Origin of the sequence: Amycolatopsis aidingensis, from assembly GCF_018885265.1 — a bacterium.
GTDB classification, from domain to species: Bacteria; Actinomycetota; Actinomycetes; order Mycobacteriales; family Pseudonocardiaceae; genus Amycolatopsis; species Amycolatopsis aidingensis.
In genome coordinates this window covers 768799-786877 of sequence record NZ_CP076538.1, presented here as the reverse complement: position 1 = coordinate 786877, position 18079 = coordinate 768799, and the positions used below count along the sequence as shown (strand labels likewise).

The following is an 18079-nucleotide window of genomic DNA, read 5'->3' as shown; positions in this document are numbered from 1 at the left end:
CCGTGACGTCCGTACGGCAAACCCCGACCCCCGCGTCCCCCGGCCGCAGGGGTCGGCCGGGCTATGACCTGGAGTCGGTGCTGCGGGTCGCGGTGAAGCTGTTCAACGAGCGCGGGTACGACGGCACCAGCATGGAAGACCTCTCCCGCAAGCTCGGCATCACCAAGTCGGCGATCTATCACCACGTTTCCAGCAAGCAGGAGTTGCTGCGGCTGGCCGTGGACCGGGCGCTGGACGGGTTGTTCGCGGTGGTGGACGAGGCCGAGCGGGTGGACGGCCGGGCCGTCGATCGCCTGGAGTACCTGGTGCGGGGCAGCGTGGCGGTGCTGGTCGACCAGTTACCGTTCGTGACGCTGTTGCTGCGGGTACGCGGGAACACCAAGGTCGAGCGCGCCGCGCTGGCCCGGCGGCGCGAGTTCGACAAGATCGTCAGCGAACTGGTGCGGGACGCGGAGAACGAGGGCGACATCCGCCCGGACATCGACCCCGCGGTAACCGCCCGCCTGCTGTTCGGCATGGTCAACTCACTGATCGAGTGGTACCGCCCGCGCCGTGGCTCGGATCCCACGGACATCGCCGACGCGGTGGCCAAGATCGCCTTCGACGGCATCCGCACCTGAACCGTGTTTGCCCCCCACGCGCGCGTGTTTGCCCTCCACGCGCACGCGTTGGCCGTCCGCATGCGCGCTTTGGCCGCCCACGCGCAGCCGCCGCCGTCCCAGGGGTGACCGATCGGCGCATTTCTTACTTTCGTCATGGGCCGATCAGGTAGCTTTCACCGAATCGAGTGATACGGCCCGTTCTGGTGGCGATAGCCCCGGCGAAGGCCTTCAGGGGAAGATACATGCGCTTTCTCGCACTCGGTCCACTCACGATCCGCCACGGCGAAGAGGAAATCCGGCTCGGCGGCCCGAAACCGGCGGCGCTACTGGCCGCCCTGCTCATGGAGCCCAGGACGGTCATCCCCGCCGACCGCCTGGTCACCCAGATCTGGGACCGGCCGCCACCATCGGCGAACGCGTTGGTGCACACCTACGTCTCGTCCGTCCGGCGTAGCCTCGCACCGCTGAGCGGGGGCCGCGGCTCGCTGGTGCGGACCAGGAAACCCGGTTACCAGCTGGACATCGACAGCACCGACAACGACGTCGAGGCCTTCCGGAGTCTCGCGGACGAGGGGCGGGTGGCCCTGCGCGAACAGAAACCCGAGGAGGCCGCCGAGTGTTACCAACGGGCGCTCAGCCTGTGGCGCGGTAATCCACTCGAGGGGATCGACGCCCCGGTGGCCCGGTGCGCGGTCGGCATCGAGGAGTCCCGGATCGAGGCCGAACTGGGCCTGGCCGAGGCCCGGCTCCAGCTCGCCCACTACAACGACGTGATCGCCCTGCTCACCAACCTCACCACGGCGAACCCGACCGGGGAGGAGGCGCAGGGACTCCTCATGCGCGCCCTCTACCTTGGCGGAAGGCAGGCCGAGGCGCTCGCCGCCTATCGCAGCTGCCGGGAGTACCTCGTGCACGAGCTGGGCGTGGAACCCGGCGAGGAGCTGCGGCAGCTGCACACCGACATCCTGCAGGGCACGCTACGGCGGCCACGACCGGAGCAGGTGACCGTGGCGGAGCCGGCCACCCCGAACCAGCTCCCACCGGACATCGCCGACTTCACCGGCAGGCAGGCGGCGCTGGCGCGGATTCTCGAGCTGCCGAGGGAGTACCGGGGCACGACGGCGACACCCACGATCGTGATGTCCGGGTTCGCAGGCACCGGGAAGTCGACCCTTGCGGTGCACGCGGCACACCGGCTGCGGCCGCTCTACCCGGACGGCACCCTGTTCGCCGATCTGCACGGCAGCGGCGGCGATGCGGCCACCGCCGGAGTGTTCGCCCGGTTCCTCCGTGCTCTCGGCGTCGCCGGAACCGAGATCCCCGGCAGCACCGGTGAGCGGGCCGAGTTGTTCCGGATGCACACCGCGCACCGCGGGCTGCTGCTGGTGCTGGACAATGCACGCGACGAGGAGTCAGGTGCGGGCGCTGCTGCCGGGATCTTCGGTCCGTGGCAGCGGTTGTCCAGCAGCGGCAACTTCATGGGCAGTCCGTCGGTGTTGCAGTTCGAGGACGGCAACACCGCCGTGTACGCCTCCAACACCAATGGGGACATCCTGGCCAACGGCACCACCACCCCCGGCGGAGGCTTCGGCAAGTGGCAGCCCTTCGGCAACGGCATGGCCTCCGGCCCGGAGGTGAAGATGTTCCGCGACGGCAAGATGTACATCTACGCCGTACACCACGACGGCAACATCTACGGCCGCTCCCAAAAGACCGTCGGCGGCCACTTCGGCAACTGGCAACGCCTCTCCAGCAGCGCGCCGACCCGTTCTTCGATCTCGCCAGACGGCACGTTGCCGGTCTCCACAATCAACGCGCGTGCGTAGTCGCCCGTCCGGAGTAAGCCGGGGACGATTGTCGGCTGGAAGGACGCGATGCTGACCGCCTGCTCCTCGTGGTCGATCAGGGTGCGAAGTTGCTCGGGTAGGCGGCTGCCGTGTTGTTGCAGCCAGCCGGGAGTGTCGCGCTCCCGGCACAGCTTCAGCAGGCGCTCCCGCTCCCGGCCGGTCACCCCGCAGATCGCCAGGAAGCTGACGATGTCCATCTCGGTGCCGCCGCGCTTGCCGCTCAGCAGCTTGGACACTCGGCCCTCCGACCAGTCGAGCTTGGCGGCGACCTGCTTCTGGTTCAGCCCGGCACGCAGCAGGGCGGCGCGCAGCCCCTCGCCGAGTTCCCGGCTGCGGATGGTGGGGGTTCGGTCCTGCATGCGGACAAAGTAGCGCCGATTCCGCCCGGTTTCGGTCGGTTCAGTCCATTGTCCCCCGAAGAGGCGCGTGCATTCCTGTGGGACAACCGGTTTCTATACTCTGGAGGTACGACATGATTTCACCGGCACAGGCCGAAGCGAACCAGCTGCTCTGCCGCGAACTGTACCGCCACCTCGATGAGGCGGAGTTCCTGCCGGCCAAGTGGGCGGCGTGGTCCGATGAGGACATCGAAAACGCTCGCGCACTCATCCCGGATCTGGTCCGGGTAATTCGCGCGGTGCTGCTGACGCACCAGTCAACCTGGCAGGAAACTGCCGATTCTGTCACCGGGCCTGGCCGTGTGCCACGGTGCAGTGCGTGCACGACGTGGTGAAGGATCCGGAACGGGAATTCGTGAAGCTCATTCAACTCGGCGAGCTGTAGCGGTTGTGAACGGCCAACGCGTGCGCGCCAACGGCAAACACGCGCGCGTGGAGGGCAAACACACCGAGGAGGTGCACGCAGGGTAGTGACGGCTTGTGTCGGAATTCTCATGGAGGGTGACAGGGCTACTAAGGTAAGACTTACCTAGCGCCCAACCAAGGAGGATCGTGACCGTCGCTCCCGTGACCGAGTCGGTATCCGAGTCCGTGGCCGGCTGCATCGGCAACACGCCCGTGGTCGCCCTGCGGCGGCTGTTCCCCGGCCCCGGCACGGAGGTCCTCGCCAAGCTGGAGCTGATGAACCCCGGCGGCAGCATGAAGGACCGCTCCGCCCGCTACATCGTGGAAAGCGGTCTGCGGGACGGCTCGATCCGGCCCGGCGGCAGGCTGATCGAGAGCAGCTCCGGCAACTTCGGGATCGCGCTGGCGATGGCCGCCCGCCTGCATGACCTGCGGTTCACCTGCGTGGTCGACCCGAAGACCACCACAGCCAACCTGGCCATCCTGCGCAACCTCGGCGTACGGCTCGAGATGGTCACCGAGCCGGACGAGGTCGGCGGCTACCTCGGCGCGCGTATCCGACGGGTACGGCAGTTGCTCACCGAGACCCCCGGCGCGATCTGGATCAACCAGTACGCCAACGACCGCAACTGGCAGGCGTACTACCACGGCACCGGCGCCGAGCTGGCCGAGCAACTCGTACACCCGCCCGCCTACCTGTTCGCCGCGGTCAGCACCACCGGCAGCATCCTTGGCTGCGCCCGCAGGCTGCGGGAACGCTTCCCCTGCCTGCGGGTGGTCGCGGTGGACGCGGTTGGCTCGGTGATCTTCGGCGGCAGCCAGGGGCCACGGGAGATCCCCGGTATCGGCTCCAGCCGCACCCCGGAGCTGTGCCGCCCCGAGGAGATCGACGAGGTGATCCGGGTGGACGACGTGGACGCGGCGCTGGGCTGCCGGGAACTGCTCGCCACGGAAGGGATCTTCGCGGGCGGCTCCACCGGTTCGGTGGTGGCCGCGATCGGGCGCAAGCTTCCCGCGCTCCCCCGGCCCTGCCGGGTGCTGGCCATCTTCCCGGACCGCGGGGACCGCTATCTCGACCTGGTCTACGACGACGCATGGCTGGACAAAGCCCGGCGGAACCGGGAAAACCAGACCGCATGAACCCCGGCGAGCTGGTCCTGCGAGACCTGGTGGACACCCTGATCCAGGAGAACCTGTTCGGCTTCGCCGAGGGCACGGCCGACCCTGCGACCGGCCACTACGAGGTGCCCGCACCCGGTGGCCCGGTCCGGCTGCGGGTGCGCGACGGCGGCGCCCTGCAACGGCACCGGTTCGCGGGCGGGCCGGTGCGGCACGGGGACACCGAACTCACCCCGGATGCGCTGCTGCTCCTGCTCGCCGCCGACTCCCCGCATGGCGCGCGGGTCGCGGCCGACCTGCGGACCGCGGTGGAGCACGCCGGGGTCACCCTGGCCGCGCGGCGGGGCTTCGCCGACCCCGGCGGGGAACGCCTCGCCGCCACCCGCAACCGGCCGTTCCACCCGACCGCCCGCGCCGCGGTGGGCTGGACCGCGACCGAGCTGGCCGAGTACGGCCCGATGCGCCGGGAACCCCTCGCCCCGGCCTGGGTGGCGGTGCCCGGCGACCTACTGCGCTTCGGCGGCGGGCCGGGTTCACGGGACCTGCCCGCGCTACTGCTTCCCGACCGGGAACGGGACCGGATCACCGAGGCCATGCGCGGCCTGGACGGCTGGCACGCCCTGCCGGTGCATCCCTGGCAGCTGGAGCACGTCCTGCCTGGGGAGTTCCCGGCGAACCAGGTACGCCCGCTGCCGCGTGCGGGCCGGTTCCGCCCGACCGCGGCCCTGCGCACCCTCGCCGCGGTACCGGACGACGACCTGCACCTGAAGCTGCCGCTTGGCATCGCCACCCTCGGCGCAGCCCGGCTGCTGCCGCCGCGCTACCTGGACAACAGCGAGCGCGCCGAGGGCACCATGTGCGCCCTGCTGGCGGTCGATCCCCCGCTGCGCCAACGGGTAGCGCTGTGTGACGAGCGGACATGGTGCGGCTGGCACGCGGCCGATGGCGACGAGTTCGCCGACCGGCCGGGGCAGCTGGCCGCGCAGGTGCGCCGCTACCCGCCGGTCGAACCGGACGCGCTCGCCCTGCCGATGGCCGCGCTCGCCGCGCACGAGTGGGACCACCTCGACGGGCTGATCGGCCGCGAACCGGTCGCCTTCTTCGCCGAGACCGCCGCGCTCTTCCTGCGCGCGGCGTTCGGTTTCCTGCGCTACGGCGTGCTGCCCGAACTGCACGGGCAGAACGTGGTGCTGGTGTTGCGCGCTGGCAGCCCGGTCCGGCTGGTGCTGCGGGACCACGACACGCTGCGCCTGCACCCGGCGTGGATGTCGGCGGCCGGGGTGCCCGATCCGGGCTACCGGGTGAAACCGGGCGCACCCCAGTCCCTGCGGCTGGACTCCGCCGAGGAACTACTCGGCTACCTGCAGACCCTCGGCATCCAGGTCAACCTGTACGGCATCGCGGACGCGCTCGCCCGGCACTTCGGCATCGCGGAAGGCGTCTTCTGGGCGCGGCTGCGCGCGGCGGTCACCAGTGCGCTCGGCGCGCTGGAACTGCCAGGCCACGTGGCGAACCTGGTGGAAAAGCAGCTGCTGCACGCGCCGCACTGGCCGAGCAGGCAGGTGCTGGGACCGTTGCTGCGGCAGGGACCCGCCGCCGGGGTCAGCATGCCGGCGAGCACCGGCCAGGTGCCCAACCCGCTGGTGCGACCGTGACCGAACGGGGTCTGGCGGCGGCGCAGCGGGCCGCGCGACAGCGGCTGCTCAACTCCTTCCTGCGGGAGACCGGGCGGCACGCCGTATCCGAGGGGGAGCTGCGGATCCCGCTGGCCGCTGCCCCCGGCGCACTGGTGGTGCGGGTGTGTCACCGCTCGGTGCTCGGCCAGCACAGCTACGCCGGGGACGCCTTCCGGGAATGCCCCGGCAGGCCACGGGTTCCACTCGGGCATGCCGAGTTCGTGGCCACCCTGCTGGACGAGGTGGCGGCGGTGGCCGGGCGGGGCGACGCCCGGCGCAAGGCGGAGCTGGCCGCGCAGATCGGCAACAGCGTGGCGCATGTGGCGCACTACCTCGCCGAGCGCGCGGGCCGGGAGGCCGACCCTGCCCGGCACGCCGAGCAGAACGTGCTGCTCGGCCACCCCTTTCATCCCACGCCGAAAAGCGCGGAGGGGTTCGGCGCCGGTGACCTGCCCCGGTACGCCCCGGAGCTCGGGGCCACCTTCGTTCCGCACTACTTCGCGGTGGCGCCGCGGCTGCTGGAGCAACGCAGGGTGGCGCCCGGCCGATGGGTCCCGGGACCGGTCGCCGCCCACTGCCCGGCCGGATTCCTCCCGCTGCCCGCACACCCCTGGCAGGCAGACTACCTGCGGCGACGCTCCGAGGTGGCCGACCTGCTCACGCGCGGTGAGCTGGTCGACCTCGGCCCGCTCGGCGAGCCGGTCTACCCGACCTCCTCGGTGCGCACGGTCTGCGACCCCGGCTTCCCGACCTGCTGGAAGCTGCCGCTGCACGTACGGATCACCAACTTCGTCCGGAACAACCCCGCCGAGCACCTGCGCCGGGCCACCGACGCCGCGCGGGTGATCGCCCGGCTACGGGCGCGCTGGCCTGCCGGCTTCGGGGTGCTGCTGGAGACCGGGTATCGCACCCTGGACCCGGATATCGTCGGCGCCGAACTGGCCGCCGAGTTCGCCGTGCTGTACCGGGAACACCCGTTCACCACCGGCACCGGCGCACCCAGGGTGCTGGCCGGGCTGCTCGAGGAGGGCCCGCGCGGCGAGGAGCCGGAACTCGTGCGCTGTGTGGCGGAGGCCGGAGACGTGCTCGCCTGGCTGCGTGGCTATCTGCGGATCTCGCTGCTGCCGCTGCTCACCGTGTTCGCCACCGACGGGGTCAGCTTCGAGGCGCATGTGCAGAACTCACTGCTGGCGACCGAGGGTGGCTGGCCGGTGCGGTTCTGGGTGCGGGACCTGGAGGGGGTGAGCCTCGGCAGGCGGCACGGACTGGCGCCGGACAGTCCGGCGGTCTATCCCGCCACCGAGGCGTGGTTCCGGCTGCGGTACCACGCGGTCACCAACCAGCTCGGTCATGTGCTGCAGGTACTCGGGCGCTACACCGGCACCGCGGAGGAACGCCTGTGGGCGGTGGCGAGGCAGGAGCTGGCCGGGCTGCCGTATGCCTGCGCCGCCGAGCTGGCCCGCGCGCCGACCCTGCCTGCCAAGGCCAACCTGCTGAGCCGGTTCGCCGATCGCAGCGAGCGGCCGCTGTTCGTGGACGTACCCAACCCGTTGCGGGAGGTGTGATGGATCCTGAACTCCTGCGCGGCGCGCTGACCGCGCCGAGCTTCCTCACGGTGCGGCGGCGGGTGTTCCGCCAGCTGGTGGAGTCGCTGCTGTACGAGGACGCGCTGCGGATGCGCCCGGACTCCGATAAGTACATTGTGGACGGAAAGGATGCGGATGGTGTCCCGGTGCGGTACCGGTTCGCCGCCCGTCGCAGGCACGGGTTCCACCGGGTGGCGCTGACCGGCCCGGTGTACCGGGAGGAGGTCGAAGCGGAGTCGCCCACCCTTTTTCTCGGCGAGGTGCGGGAACGGCTGGCCGCGGAGCCGGAGCTGCTGGCCCGGTTCGCCCGCGAGCTGGAGGAGACCCTGGTGAAGGACGCGCTCGCCGAGCATGCCCGACGGCGCCGCGGGGACGTGCTGGCCGGCGCGGACTACGACACCCTGGAGCGCACGGTCACCGATGGCCACCGGTATCACCCCACCTACAAGTCGCGGATGGGGTTCGACCTTGCCGACAACCTCGCCTTCGGGCCGGAGTTCGGCAGGCCGGTGCGGCCGCTGTGGCTGGCGGCCCACCGGGACAGCACCGAGGTCACCGTCTCCGACTCGGTGCGGGAGCGGGACCTGCTCAGCGAACAACTCGGAGAGTCCACTATGGGCCGGTTTGCCGAGCTGGCTCCGGAAGGTGAGTTCACCCTGCTGCCGGTGCATCCGTGGCAGTGGCGGGAACGGATCGGCCGGGTGTTCGCCGAGCAGCTACGGCGCGGCGAGCTGCGGGTACTCGGCGAGGATCCGGACGAGTTCCGGGCCCAGCAGTCCATCCGTACCCTGGCCTGCCACAGCGCCCCGCGCAGGCCGTACCTGAAGCTCGCGCTGTCGATCGTGAACACCTCGACCGAGCGGGGACTCGCGCCGCACACGGTCCGCAACGCCCCGCTGATCTCGGACTGGCTGCGGCGGGTGGTGGCCGGGGACGAGTTCCTGCGCACCGAGTGCAGGGTGATCCTGCTCGGCGAGGTGCTGGGCAGCGCCTTCAACCCGGACGCCGGGACGGGTCTGCTGCGCGCGGACTCCTACGGGGCGCTGGCCTGCATCTGGCGGGAGAGCCTGCACCGCCATCTGGAGCCTGGCGAGTCGGCCGTGCCGTTCACCGGGCTGACCGCGCGCGAGCTGAACGGAACCCCGCTGCTCGACCCCTGGATTCGCGCGCGGGGGTTGCGGGACTGGCTGGAGCGGCTCGTGCGGGTGAGCGTGCCGCCGCTGGTGCACCTGCTGTGCGGGCACGGGATCGCGCTGGAGGCGCATGCGCAGAACATGGTGCTGGTGCACCGGGACGGGGTGCCGGCAAGGGTGGCGCTGAAGGACTTCCACGACGGGGTGCGGTTCCGCAGGGACCTGCTCGCGCGGCCGCAGCTGTGCCCGCGGCTGGCAGACACCCCGGCGCATCACCACAACCGCAACTCCTTCGTCGAGACCCAGGACCCGAGCCTGGTCACCGACTTCCTGCTGGACGCCTTCTGCTTCGTCAACCTCGGTGAGCTGGCGATCTTCCTGGCCGATGCCTACGGGCTGGACGAGCTCGAGTTCTGGGCGGTGGTGCGCGCCGAACTGCGCCGCTACCGGGAACGCTTCCCCGCCCTCGCCGACCGGTTCGCCCGGTTCGACCTCGGCAAGCCGCGGATCGCGGTGGAGAAGCTGACCGCCCGGCGGCTGCTACCGGACACCGAACTGCGCCTGCACCCCGTCCCCAATCCCCTCGCCGAACCGGAGCAGTGATGCAAACCGAGATCAGTGCTCACCAGATCAATGCTCTCATTTCGGATCAGCAGACTCGAAACGGAGCGGTGTGCGCGTACATATACGACCTGAACGCGCTCGCCGGGCACGTGCGGTCGGTCGTCGCGGCCCTGCCGGCGCGGTGCCGGATGTTCTACGCGATGAAGGCGAACAGCGCGGAACCGCTGCTGCAAACGCTTGCGCCGATCGTGGCCGGGTTCGAGGTGGCCTCCGCGGGCGAGCTGGCCAAGGCGCGGGCGGCGGCCCCGGACGCGCCGGTGATCATGGGCGGCCCGGCCAAGACGGAGCGGGCCATCGCCGCGGCGCTGGCGGCCGGGGTCCGGCGGCTGCATGTGGAGAGCGTGCTGGAGCTGCACCGGGTCGCCGCGGTGGCGACCCGGCTGGACCGCACCGCTGAGGTACTACTGCGGGTGAACCTGACCGGACCGTTCCCGGAGGCCACCCTGGCCATGGCGGGCAGGCCCACCCAGTTCGGCATCCAGGAGCCCACCCTGCCCGCCGCACTACAGTTAGCCCGCGAAACGTCGCGCGTGCGGGTGGTGGGGTTCCACCTGCACTCGGTCTCGAACAACCTCTCCGCGCGGGCCCACCTGGCGATGCTGGCGCACTACCGGGACAAGGTGCTGGCCTGGGAGGAGCGGTTCGGCCTGCGCTGCGAGGTGCTGAACCTCGGCGGGGGCATCGGGATCGACTACACCGACCCCACCCGCCGCTTCGACTGGGCCGGGTTCAGCACCGGCCTCGGGCGGCTGGTGCGGGACACCTTCCCCCGCCACTGGCAGGAGATCGACTTCGAATGTGGCCGGTACCTGGTGGCCGACTGCGGGCAGTACCTGACCGAGGTACTGGACATCAAGCGCAACCACGGCGTCACCTACCTGCTGGTACGCGGCGGGACGCATCATTTCCGGCTACCGGTGTCCTGGCAGCACAGCCACCCGTTCACCGTGCTACCCGTGGAGCGCTGGGGGCTGGAAGCACCCCGGCCGGAGGCGCACGGCGATCCGGTGACCGTGGTGGGCGAGCTGTGTACCCCCAAGGACGTACTGGCAGGCAACGTGCCGGTGCAGCGGGTGCGGGCAGGCGACGTACTGGCGTTCCAGCAAGCGGGCGCGTACGGGTGGGAGATCTCTCATCACGACTTCCTCAGCCAGCCACACCCCGAACAGGTATTCTTCCCAGTTAGCCAAGGCTAACCAAACGCGAAGGAGACCTCGATGGCCCGCTCGGCACGCCGCCTGCGCAGGAGTTTCGCCGCCGTGGCCGCGGCCTGCCTGACCCTCACGGCCTGCGGTGGCGGCGAGGACACCCCGGCCGCGCCCGGGGGCACGGGAGAACCGGGAGCGTTCCCGCGCACGATCCAGCACGCCATGGGCGAGACCACCATCGAGGCGAAGCCGCGGACCGTCGCCGCGCTGGACTCCAGCTATGTGGACGCCGCACTGGCGCTGGAGACCGAGGTGGTCGCCTTCACCAGGTTCCCTGCATCCGGCGCGCAGCTGCCGGACTACCTTCCCGAGCAGGACAAGACCTTCGCCAGCGAGGCCAGGGAGATCGGGCAGCTGAACACGCCGGATGTCGAGCAGCTCTACGACATCCGACCCGACCTGATCGTGTCCGCGAAGGTACGGCACGAGCAGATCTACAACGAGCTGACCGGTGTCGCGCCGACCGTGTTCAGCGAGACCACCGGGGCGACCTGGAAGGAGAACATCCGGCTGCTGGCCAAGGCGCTCGGCAAGGAGGAACTGGCCGAGCAGAAGATCGGCGCCTACGAGCATCGGGCCAGGCAGATCGGCGAGGCCATCAAGGACAAGCTCGGCCGGGACGCCACCGTGTCCCTGGTGCGCTTCGTGGAGGGTGAGCCCACGGTGCGGCTGTACAGCAGCGCCTCCTATCCCGGCATCATCATGGCCGACGCCGGGCTGAAGCGCCCCGATGGCCAGCCGGACAGCCAGGACAAGATCTCGGTGGACCTGAGCCAGGAGAACATCACCAAGCTGGACGCCGACCACATCTTCGTCTCCACCTACCAGGATCCGCGCACCGAGGAGGGCGACCCGCGGGCGCAGTTCGAGTCGAACCCGCTGTGGGGTTCGCTGGAGGGCGAGATCACCAACGTGAACGACACCGTGTGGTTCACCTCGGTCAGCCTGCAGGGCGCGCACGCGATGCTGGACGACCTCGCCGAGCAGTTCGGGGTCGATCCCGCGCGGTGACGCGTTCCATACCCGCCCGCCACCCCGCTCGGGCACACTGACCGGATGATCAGGCCGGTGCCGCTTCTGGCGTGCGTGCTGTCCTTCATGCTGCTCGCCGGGTGCGGCGCCGGGGAGGCCGGGCCGGGTTCGGCCGAGCCACTGCCGCCGCGGGTCTCCGCCCCCGCGACCCTGCTCCCGGATGGCACCGTCCCCTGGGTGGACGAACCCGCTGGGGAAAGCGAGTTCCGCGCCCCGCCTCGCGAGCGCCGTACCGACCCGGATGCCGGGCCGTGCCAGGCCGGGCAGCTGCGCGGCGAGCTCACCTCCTGGCTGTCCCCCGGCAACACCGACGGCGGCGAGCACACCGTGCGGGCCCAGGCGGGTGCCAAGCTCATCGGGTACGCCAAGGTGACCAACACCGGGCGGGAGAACTGCCGGCTGCGCGGCGAAGTGGACACCCGGCTGCGGGACCGCAACGGCGAAGTGCCGATCGGCTACTCGCACGCGGTCAACCGGGAGGGCGCGCAGCGGGTGACCATCGTGCCGCCGGGCAAGGCGGCCGAGCTGCGCCTGGACTGGAGCGGCCCGTTCTGCGCGCCGGTGGACGGCCCGCTGGAGCTGGCGATCCACCTCCCGGAGGACGGCGGCGAGCTGCGCGCCCCGGTACGCACCGATAAGACGCCGCCGTGCGGCCGGGGCGGGACCGGGCCCCAGTCCACCTCCCATCTCGCGGCGAGTTCCTTCGACGAGCCCGCGCGGGAGACAACCCCGGACTCGCCGCTTTCGGTGCTGCGAGCCACGATCGAGCCGGTGCCCGCGGGGAAGGCCGGCGAGCTGGTGACCTACCACGTGCGGCTGGCGAACCCGACCGGCTCGGCGGTCTCGCTCGACCCCTGCCCCGGCTACCTCCAGGAACGTTTCTCGCTCGGTAACCACCAGGTGGCGGCGGTGAACGAGAGCGAGTTGTACCGGCTGAACTGCCGCCCGGTAACGGAGATCCCGGCGAACGGCTCGGTCCGGTTCGCCATGGGCCTGCGCATCCCGGCCGAGCTGGCGCCGGGGCGGAAGCTGAGCGTGAGCTGGCGGCTGCTGGCCCCCGGGCTCGCCGGGGAACCCGGGCTGCGCGGCGGTTTCGAGCTCACCGTCCGGTAGTCAGCACCGCGCCTCACACCAGCGGGTGCTCGTACCAGACGTTCGGCTCCACGTATACACCGAGGTCCTGTTCCAGCGACACCAGCACCGGAGCCAGTCCGCCGGACACCACATTGGGTCCATCTACAAAGGACCTTCCGGTCCAGGAGCGCCACTGGCCCACCGATCCGGTCACGGTCATGGCGAAGGGAGCGATCCTGACGAACCAGGCGCCCAGCCGCTCGTGCGTGCGCAGCCAGGCGTCCTCTGGCAGGCCGTCCTCCCTGCGCAGCGCGACGTAGCCAGGCATGGACAGCCGCGGGTAGTCCGGTTTGCCGGTGGGCCGGACCGGAACCACCATCCGGCTCAGCCCGCGCGCCCTGGCCACCTCGCGCAGCGCGAGCAGCGCCTCGCCCGCGATCCCCTTGCCCCGGCGCTCCCGCACCACCTGCACGTCCAGTGCCACCAGCGCGGTCGGCAACCGTTCGTCCAGCGCGTCCTCGACCGCCCACAGCACCGCGCCGTCCCAGCCGTGGTCCGGCAACTCGGCCCGGTCGGCGTCCGGGAACACCAGCGGAACACTCGCCGCGCGGGCGACCGGCTCGTCGCCGTCGAGCAGCACCAGGAAGTACTCCGGCCACCTGCGGGCCAGCCGCCGCGCCCTGGTCAGCGTCCCGATCTGGTCGTGGTGGGCGAACTCGGCACCGACATCGCCGAGCGCCAGTGCCGGCTCCAGCAGGTCCGGGCGGGAGGCGAGATTCTCAACCAACACGCATGCATGATCTACCGTGTGTCACGGGGCCGCCATCGTCTTTCGGATGACTCGCGGAGAAACCTGTTGTCGCACTGTCAAGGCCACATCCACACTCATCGACATGACCCGATCGTTCGAGCAGCTGCTCGCCGAAGGCATGGCGGAGCCGGTGACGGGCTGGGACTTCTCCTGGCTCGCCGGGCGGGCCACCGAGGAACGTCCGTCCTGGGGCTACGCGCGGATGCTGACCGAGCGGCTGGGTTCCGCCGCCGCCGCGCTCGACCTGCAGACCGGCGGCGGTGAGGTGTTCGCCGAGGTCCTCGGCAGCCTGCCGAGGCCCCCGGCCACGGTCGCGGCCACCGAGTCCTGGCCACCGAACATCGAACTCGCGCGAGCCAACCTGCGGCCGTTCGGCGGCTCGGTTGCCCTGGTAGCGGAGGATGCGGCCCTGCCGTTCGAGGGAGGCACCTTCGACCTGGTCGCCAGCCGCCACCCCACGGTGACCGACTGGACCGAGATCGCCAGGGTGCTGCGCCCCGGTGGCAGGTACCTCTCGCAGGGGATCGGCAGCGGGTCGAACCGCGAGCTGACCGAGGCGATCATGGGCCCGGTGCCGGTGGACGATCCGACCTGGGCGCGGCAGGCGGTGGCCGGGGCCGAGGCGGCCGGGCTGATCGTGCTGGACCTGCGTACGGAAAGCCTACGCGCGGAGTTCCACGATATCGGCGCCGTCGTGTACTTCCTGCGCAAGGTTCCGTGGACGGTTCCGGGATTCTCCGTCGAGCGCGACCGGGAGCGGCTCGCCGAACTGCACGAGCGGATCCGGGCGGAGGGCCAGTTCGTCGCGCATGCCGAGCGGTTCCTGATCGAGGCCCGCAAGCCGGACCCGAGCTAGCGGGTGGCCTCCACGGTCGAGTCGGTGAATAGCCGGTTCACCAGGTCCGCCAGCAGGTCCCAGACCCCGGGCACCAGCAGCACGGCCAGCACGCTGAACACCGGGAAGATCAGCGCGTTCTCCACCTTCTTCCCGGTACGGAACCGCAACCAGCTCGGCGGCCGTAGCTCGTACCAGGTCTCCCCGGCAATCGGCAGCGGGAACAGGAACGGGCAACCGGACTCGGTGAGCGCGTCGCCGAGGCAGTGCGTGAAACAGCCGACGGCCACGGCGATACCGAGCCAGCCGGACACCGCGTCGAGCTGCCCCAGCACATCGGGGGTCTGGTAGGCCCACAGGATCACCGCTGCCCCGCCGACCGGCAGCAGCCAGTCCCCCAGCGCGTCCTCGGCCAGCAGCAGGCCGAACAGCACCACCCCGGCCACCGCCCAGCCGCCGCCGGTCTCGGTGCCGAGCGCGGTCAGCCCGCCGAGCGCGGCGGCGAACAGCACGGTGTGCGAAAGATGCCGGTGGGTCCCCTTGCCGTTCTCGTCCCGCGGCCCCTTGGTGACCGAGTACAGCGCCCCGGATGCCTTGCGCAGCAACCAGGACAACGCCCCGGTTACCGGGCCGAGCAGTTTCGAGGCCCGCGCACCGGGATGATCGAGGTCCGGCAACAACGCGAACCCGGCGGTGGTGGCCGCGAACACCACCGCCTGCGCGAGCGAACCCGCGCCGGCGAGTGGTGCCACGGCCAGTCCGGCGCACCAGCCGGTGAGGGCGTGCGTGCGACCCATCATGCGTGCTGTTCCCCCAGTACGTCCGCGAAAACCGGCGGACAGTCTCGCACGCGGCACCGGGCCGGGACGGTACGCCTCGCCGGGCGCTACCGGTTTCAGCGCGCGTAGTCCCGCAGCGGCGGCTCCGCGCGCACCCAGGTCCACGGCGGGCTCTGCAACCAGGCCTTCACCGGCAACGACAGCAGGTCCGGAACGGTCCCGGCGAAGCCGGGCCAGTCCAGCGGCATGAATCCCTTGCCACACACCGATTTGTCGATACGCGCCGGATCGGCTGGGCCGTCGTGCCGGAGCGCGTCCAGGGTGAGCGCGTACGGCACCGCGTCCACCACCAGGGTGAAGTGCTCGGCGAACCGGCCGGGGCAGATGTCCTGCACGCCGATATGCGCAGCACCGTCCAGCCTGCTGGCCGCCTTGCCCGGCGTGGCGAACTCGTCGAAGTTCGTGTAGACGGAGGTGAACGCGGGACCTTCCGGCATCGGCTCCGCGTTCAGCGCCCTGGACCAGTTGGAGTCCTTGGTGAACTGCCAGAACGACTCCTGGCAGCCGGTGGGGAACAGGTTCAGCACCCCGCAGTACAGGCTCGCCACCGTGGAGCCGTGGAAGGGCGAACCGAAGCTGATCGCGTCGTCCAGCATCCCGGCGATATCCGGCCAGAACCGGGTCACCCACGCCGGATGCAGGCCGCCCTGGCTGTGCCCGATGGTGGACACCTTACGCCCGCTGCGCTCGTGCATCGTCCGGATCGCGTGCACCACGTACTCCGATGAGGTCTGCATGTCCCGCCAGCCGCGGTAGGGATAGTTCACCCAGCAGGCGGGGAATCCCTCGTTCCGCAACGCGGTGACGTAGTTCCAGGCGAAGTTCTCCCCGCCCTCGGCGGTGGTTCCCGGAACGAAAAGCACCGGGTTCACGGTGGCGCCCTCGACGCCTTCCGCGCAGTGCAGGGCGGCGTCCAGTTTGGACTTCGGGGTTTCCAGTGGCGGCCCTGACGGGGTCTGCGCGGTCGCGGCCGGGGAACCGGCTAGCACCAGCGAGATCGAGGCCAGAACGGCAATGGTCGCACCTCTGATCGTTTTCATGCACCGGAGTGTAAGCCGGTGACCCCGATCACGACAGATATTGGATAAGACTACTTACCAGACTCACCCGTCTGAGCGGGGTGCGGTCGGGGTGTAGGCCAGCCTGCGCCCGAACAGCACACCCAGTGTGACCAGCCCGGCGGCGAGGCCGAGGTGCAGCAGGTCTGCCGCCGCGTTCAGCGGCAGCAGGTTGGCCGCCGAGTCCCGCGGCGCCAGCAGCCCGTAGCAGCCCAGTGCCAGGAACAGCACGCCGCCGCCGAGCAGGAAGGCGCGGGCCCCGGTAGCCGTCCCGGCCAGCGCGAGGCCGATGGCGCCGACGGCAAGGTGCACCAGGTTGTGCAGCACCGAAACGGCGAACACCCCGAACAGCAGCGCGCCGGAGTCCGGCCCGGCGAAGGCCATGGTGGCGTAACCGGTGGTGACCCCGGGCACGAAACCCAGCCCACCGAGCAGCAGGAGCACCGCCGAGGCCGAAACCGCCACCCGCTGGATCGGCCTGCGCGCGGTATAGGCCCCGATGTCCTGCGGTGGGAGCGGGTGGTCCTGCGGACGCGACATCGCGATCCTCCTATCGCCTGCTATCGCGGTTTCCGCGGCCCCGGATACCCGCTCCCACCACATTCACACCCGGCTCACCGCGGGCAGAACACCAGCTCGCCGATCCGGGTGATCGGCTCGCCGGGGAGGTTGTCCCGGTACGGGTTCACCGAGAGGGTGAGCTGCCGCCCGTCGGCGGAGCGGCCGGCGATCGTGGTGTAGCCCAGCGCACCGCCGTTGTGCCCCCAGACGGTCACCCCGCAGGACAGCGGCGTGGCGTGCAGGCCGAGCCCGTAGCGCAGTTGCGGTGGGCTGTGCTCGGCCGGGGTGCGCATCTCGGCAAGGGAACGCGCGCTCAGCAGCCGCCCATCGAGCAGCGCGCCGAAGAACCGATCGAGATCGGCGGTGGTGGAGATGATCTCGCCCGCGGAGCTGATCATCGAGGGGTTGATGTGCGAGACGTCGATCAGCTCCGGCGGCTGCCCCTCCGCGGGCGGAACCTCCATGTACCCGTGCGCGTACGGCTCCGGGATCCGCTTGGCGGTGCCGGGCAGGGTGGTGCCCCACAGCCCGAGCGGCCACAGGATCCGGTGCCGGACCTCGGCGGCCCACGAGTTCCCTGTCACCGCCTCGACCAGCTGGCCTGCCAGCACGTAATTCGTGTTGGAGTAGTCCCACCCCTGCCCCGGCGGGAACAGCGGCGGATGGCTGAACGCGAACTCCAGCACCTCCCGCGGCGTATAGGTGTGTTGCAGCGCGGCGTAGTTCCACGCCTCGTAGCCGGGGTGGCTGGCGAAGTCGTCCAGCCCGCTGGTGTGGTTGAGCACCTGCCGCACGGTGATGTTCGCGCCGTTCGGCACCAGCCCCGGCAGGTAGCGTTCCACCGGGGCGTCCAGTGCGACCCGGCCCTCGTCCACCAGTTGCAGCACCACGGTTGCGGTGAAGGTCTTGGTGGTGCTGGCGATCCGGAACTTCCCGTCCCGGCGGGCAGGGCGGCGGGACTCCAGGTCGCGCACCCCGGCCGCGGTGGACCAGTGCCGCCACCCCTGGCTGACCCGCAGCAGCGCGGCGGTCGCCTCGCCGGAGTCGACGAGTTTCTCCAGTTCGGCCTGAAGTTGCCTGCGGGGAAGGCGTTCCGCCTGCTCGGCGGAGGCGGGAGCGGCTGTGACCATGAGCACGGCGGCGAGCAGTACGGCGCCGCAGGTTCGAAGCAATCTCATGCCCGCAACGCTGCCGCGCCCCGCGGGCCCGCACATCGGACCGAGGCCGCACCCTCCTCATCCCCTGGTCTGAAAGCCCTGAACGGCACTTTC

Annotated in this window: 16 protein-coding genes and 1 pseudogene; 11 read left to right on the top strand and 6 right to left on the bottom strand. The window is 70.8% G+C overall.

Annotated elements, in window-relative coordinates; all coding sequences use genetic code 11:
- Positions 1–2: 2 nt before the first annotated feature.
- Positions 3–620: a TetR/AcrR family transcriptional regulator gene (locus tag KOI47_RS03840; protein ID WP_216214042.1), complete on the top strand. Its 618-nt coding sequence runs from the start codon at positions 3–5 to the stop codon at positions 618–620.
- A 224-nt stretch (positions 621–844) separates the two neighbouring features.
- A pseudogene (locus KOI47_RS35380) lies at positions 845–1558 on the top strand (AfsR/SARP family transcriptional regulator); the annotation flags it as partial.
- 737 nt (positions 1559–2295) lie between these two features.
- On the opposite strand, the gene KOI47_RS35375 reads toward KOI47_RS35380, so the two are convergent.
- A complete protein-coding gene (locus KOI47_RS35375; RefSeq protein WP_232376523.1) occupies positions 2296–2808 on the bottom strand; it encodes a Scr1 family TA system antitoxin-like transcriptional regulator in 513 nt (170 codons plus the stop codon).
- Between the two features lie 113 nt (positions 2809–2921).
- Here KOI47_RS35375 and KOI47_RS03830 point away from each other — a divergent pair, with 113 nt between their 5' ends.
- From KOI47_RS03830 to KOI47_RS03795, 8 genes are all read left to right on the top strand, one after another.
- Positions 2922–3182: a hypothetical protein gene (locus KOI47_RS03830; RefSeq protein ID WP_232376522.1), complete on the top strand. Its 261-nt coding sequence runs from the start codon at positions 2922–2924 to the stop codon at positions 3180–3182.
- A gap of 217 nt (positions 3183–3399) precedes the next feature.
- Complete coding sequence (gene sbnA / locus KOI47_RS03825) at positions 3400–4392, top strand: 2,3-diaminopropionate biosynthesis protein SbnA (RefSeq protein WP_216214040.1); 993 nt, start codon at positions 3400–3402, stop codon at positions 4390–4392.
- A complete protein-coding gene (locus KOI47_RS03820; protein ID WP_216214039.1) occupies positions 4389–6026 on the top strand; it encodes an IucA/IucC family protein in 1638 nt (545 codons plus the stop codon). The genes sbnA and KOI47_RS03820 overlap by 4 nt, the downstream gene beginning before the upstream one ends.
- A complete protein-coding gene (locus KOI47_RS03815) occupies positions 6023–7612 on the top strand; it encodes an IucA/IucC family protein (protein WP_216214038.1) in 1590 nt (529 codons plus the stop codon). Before KOI47_RS03820 ends, KOI47_RS03815 begins: the two co-directional genes overlap by 4 nt.
- Positions 7612–9369 carry an IucA/IucC family protein gene (locus KOI47_RS03810; RefSeq protein WP_216214036.1) on the top strand — a complete coding sequence of 586 codons (1758 nt, stop codon included), beginning with the start codon at positions 7612–7614 and terminating at the stop codon, positions 9367–9369. Before KOI47_RS03815 ends, KOI47_RS03810 begins: the two co-directional genes overlap by 1 nt.
- 68 nt (positions 9370–9437) lie before the next feature.
- Complete coding sequence (locus tag KOI47_RS03805; protein WP_232376521.1) at positions 9438–10586, top strand: type III PLP-dependent enzyme; 1149 nt, start codon at positions 9438–9440, stop codon at positions 10584–10586.
- A 21-nt stretch (positions 10587–10607) separates the two neighbouring features.
- Positions 10608–11609 carry an ABC transporter substrate-binding protein gene (locus KOI47_RS03800; RefSeq protein WP_216214032.1) on the top strand — a complete coding sequence of 334 codons (1002 nt, stop codon included), beginning with the start codon at positions 10608–10610 and terminating at the stop codon, positions 11607–11609.
- Between the two features lie 57 nt (positions 11610–11666).
- On the top strand, positions 11667–12743 hold the full coding sequence (locus KOI47_RS03795) for a hypothetical protein (protein WP_216214030.1): 1077 nt from the start codon (positions 11667–11669) through the stop codon (positions 12741–12743).
- Positions 12744–12756: 13 nt separating this feature from the next.
- Here KOI47_RS03795 and KOI47_RS03790 read toward each other — a convergent pair whose 3' ends face one another.
- Positions 12757–13494, bottom strand: coding sequence for a Long-chain-fatty-acid--CoA ligase (locus KOI47_RS03790; RefSeq protein WP_216214028.1), 738 nt, complete (start codon positions 13492–13494; stop codon positions 12757–12759).
- Between the two features lie 103 nt (positions 13495–13597).
- On the opposite strand from KOI47_RS03790, the gene KOI47_RS03785 reads away from it, so the two are divergent.
- On the top strand, positions 13598–14371 hold the full coding sequence (locus KOI47_RS03785; protein WP_216214026.1) for a class I SAM-dependent methyltransferase: 774 nt from the start codon (positions 13598–13600) through the stop codon (positions 14369–14371).
- On the opposite strand, the gene KOI47_RS03780 is transcribed toward KOI47_RS03785, so the two are convergent.
- The 4 genes from KOI47_RS03780 to KOI47_RS03765 all read right to left on the bottom strand — a co-directional run bounded on the left by KOI47_RS03780 (position 14368) and on the right by KOI47_RS03765 (position 17986).
- The gene (locus KOI47_RS03780; protein ID WP_216214024.1) at positions 14368–15150 is read right to left on the bottom strand and encodes a metal-dependent hydrolase; all 783 of its coding nucleotides are present in this window, start codon (positions 15148–15150) and stop codon (positions 14368–14370) included. The genes KOI47_RS03785 and KOI47_RS03780 overlap by 4 nt on opposite strands.
- Before the next feature lie 95 nt (positions 15151–15245).
- Positions 15246–16229 (bottom strand): esterase/lipase family protein, encoded by a 984-nt coding sequence (locus KOI47_RS03775; protein ID WP_216214023.1) that lies wholly within the window; start codon positions 16227–16229, stop codon positions 15246–15248.
- A gap of 63 nt (positions 16230–16292) precedes the next feature.
- Positions 16293–16787: a DUF4383 domain-containing protein gene (locus tag KOI47_RS03770; protein ID WP_216214021.1), complete on the bottom strand. Its 495-nt coding sequence runs from the start codon at positions 16785–16787 to the stop codon at positions 16293–16295.
- A gap of 74 nt (positions 16788–16861) precedes the next feature.
- On the bottom strand, positions 16862–17986 hold the full coding sequence (locus tag KOI47_RS03765; protein WP_216214019.1) for a serine hydrolase domain-containing protein: 1125 nt from the start codon (positions 17984–17986) through the stop codon (positions 16862–16864).
- Positions 17987–18079: the final 93 nt, after the last annotated feature.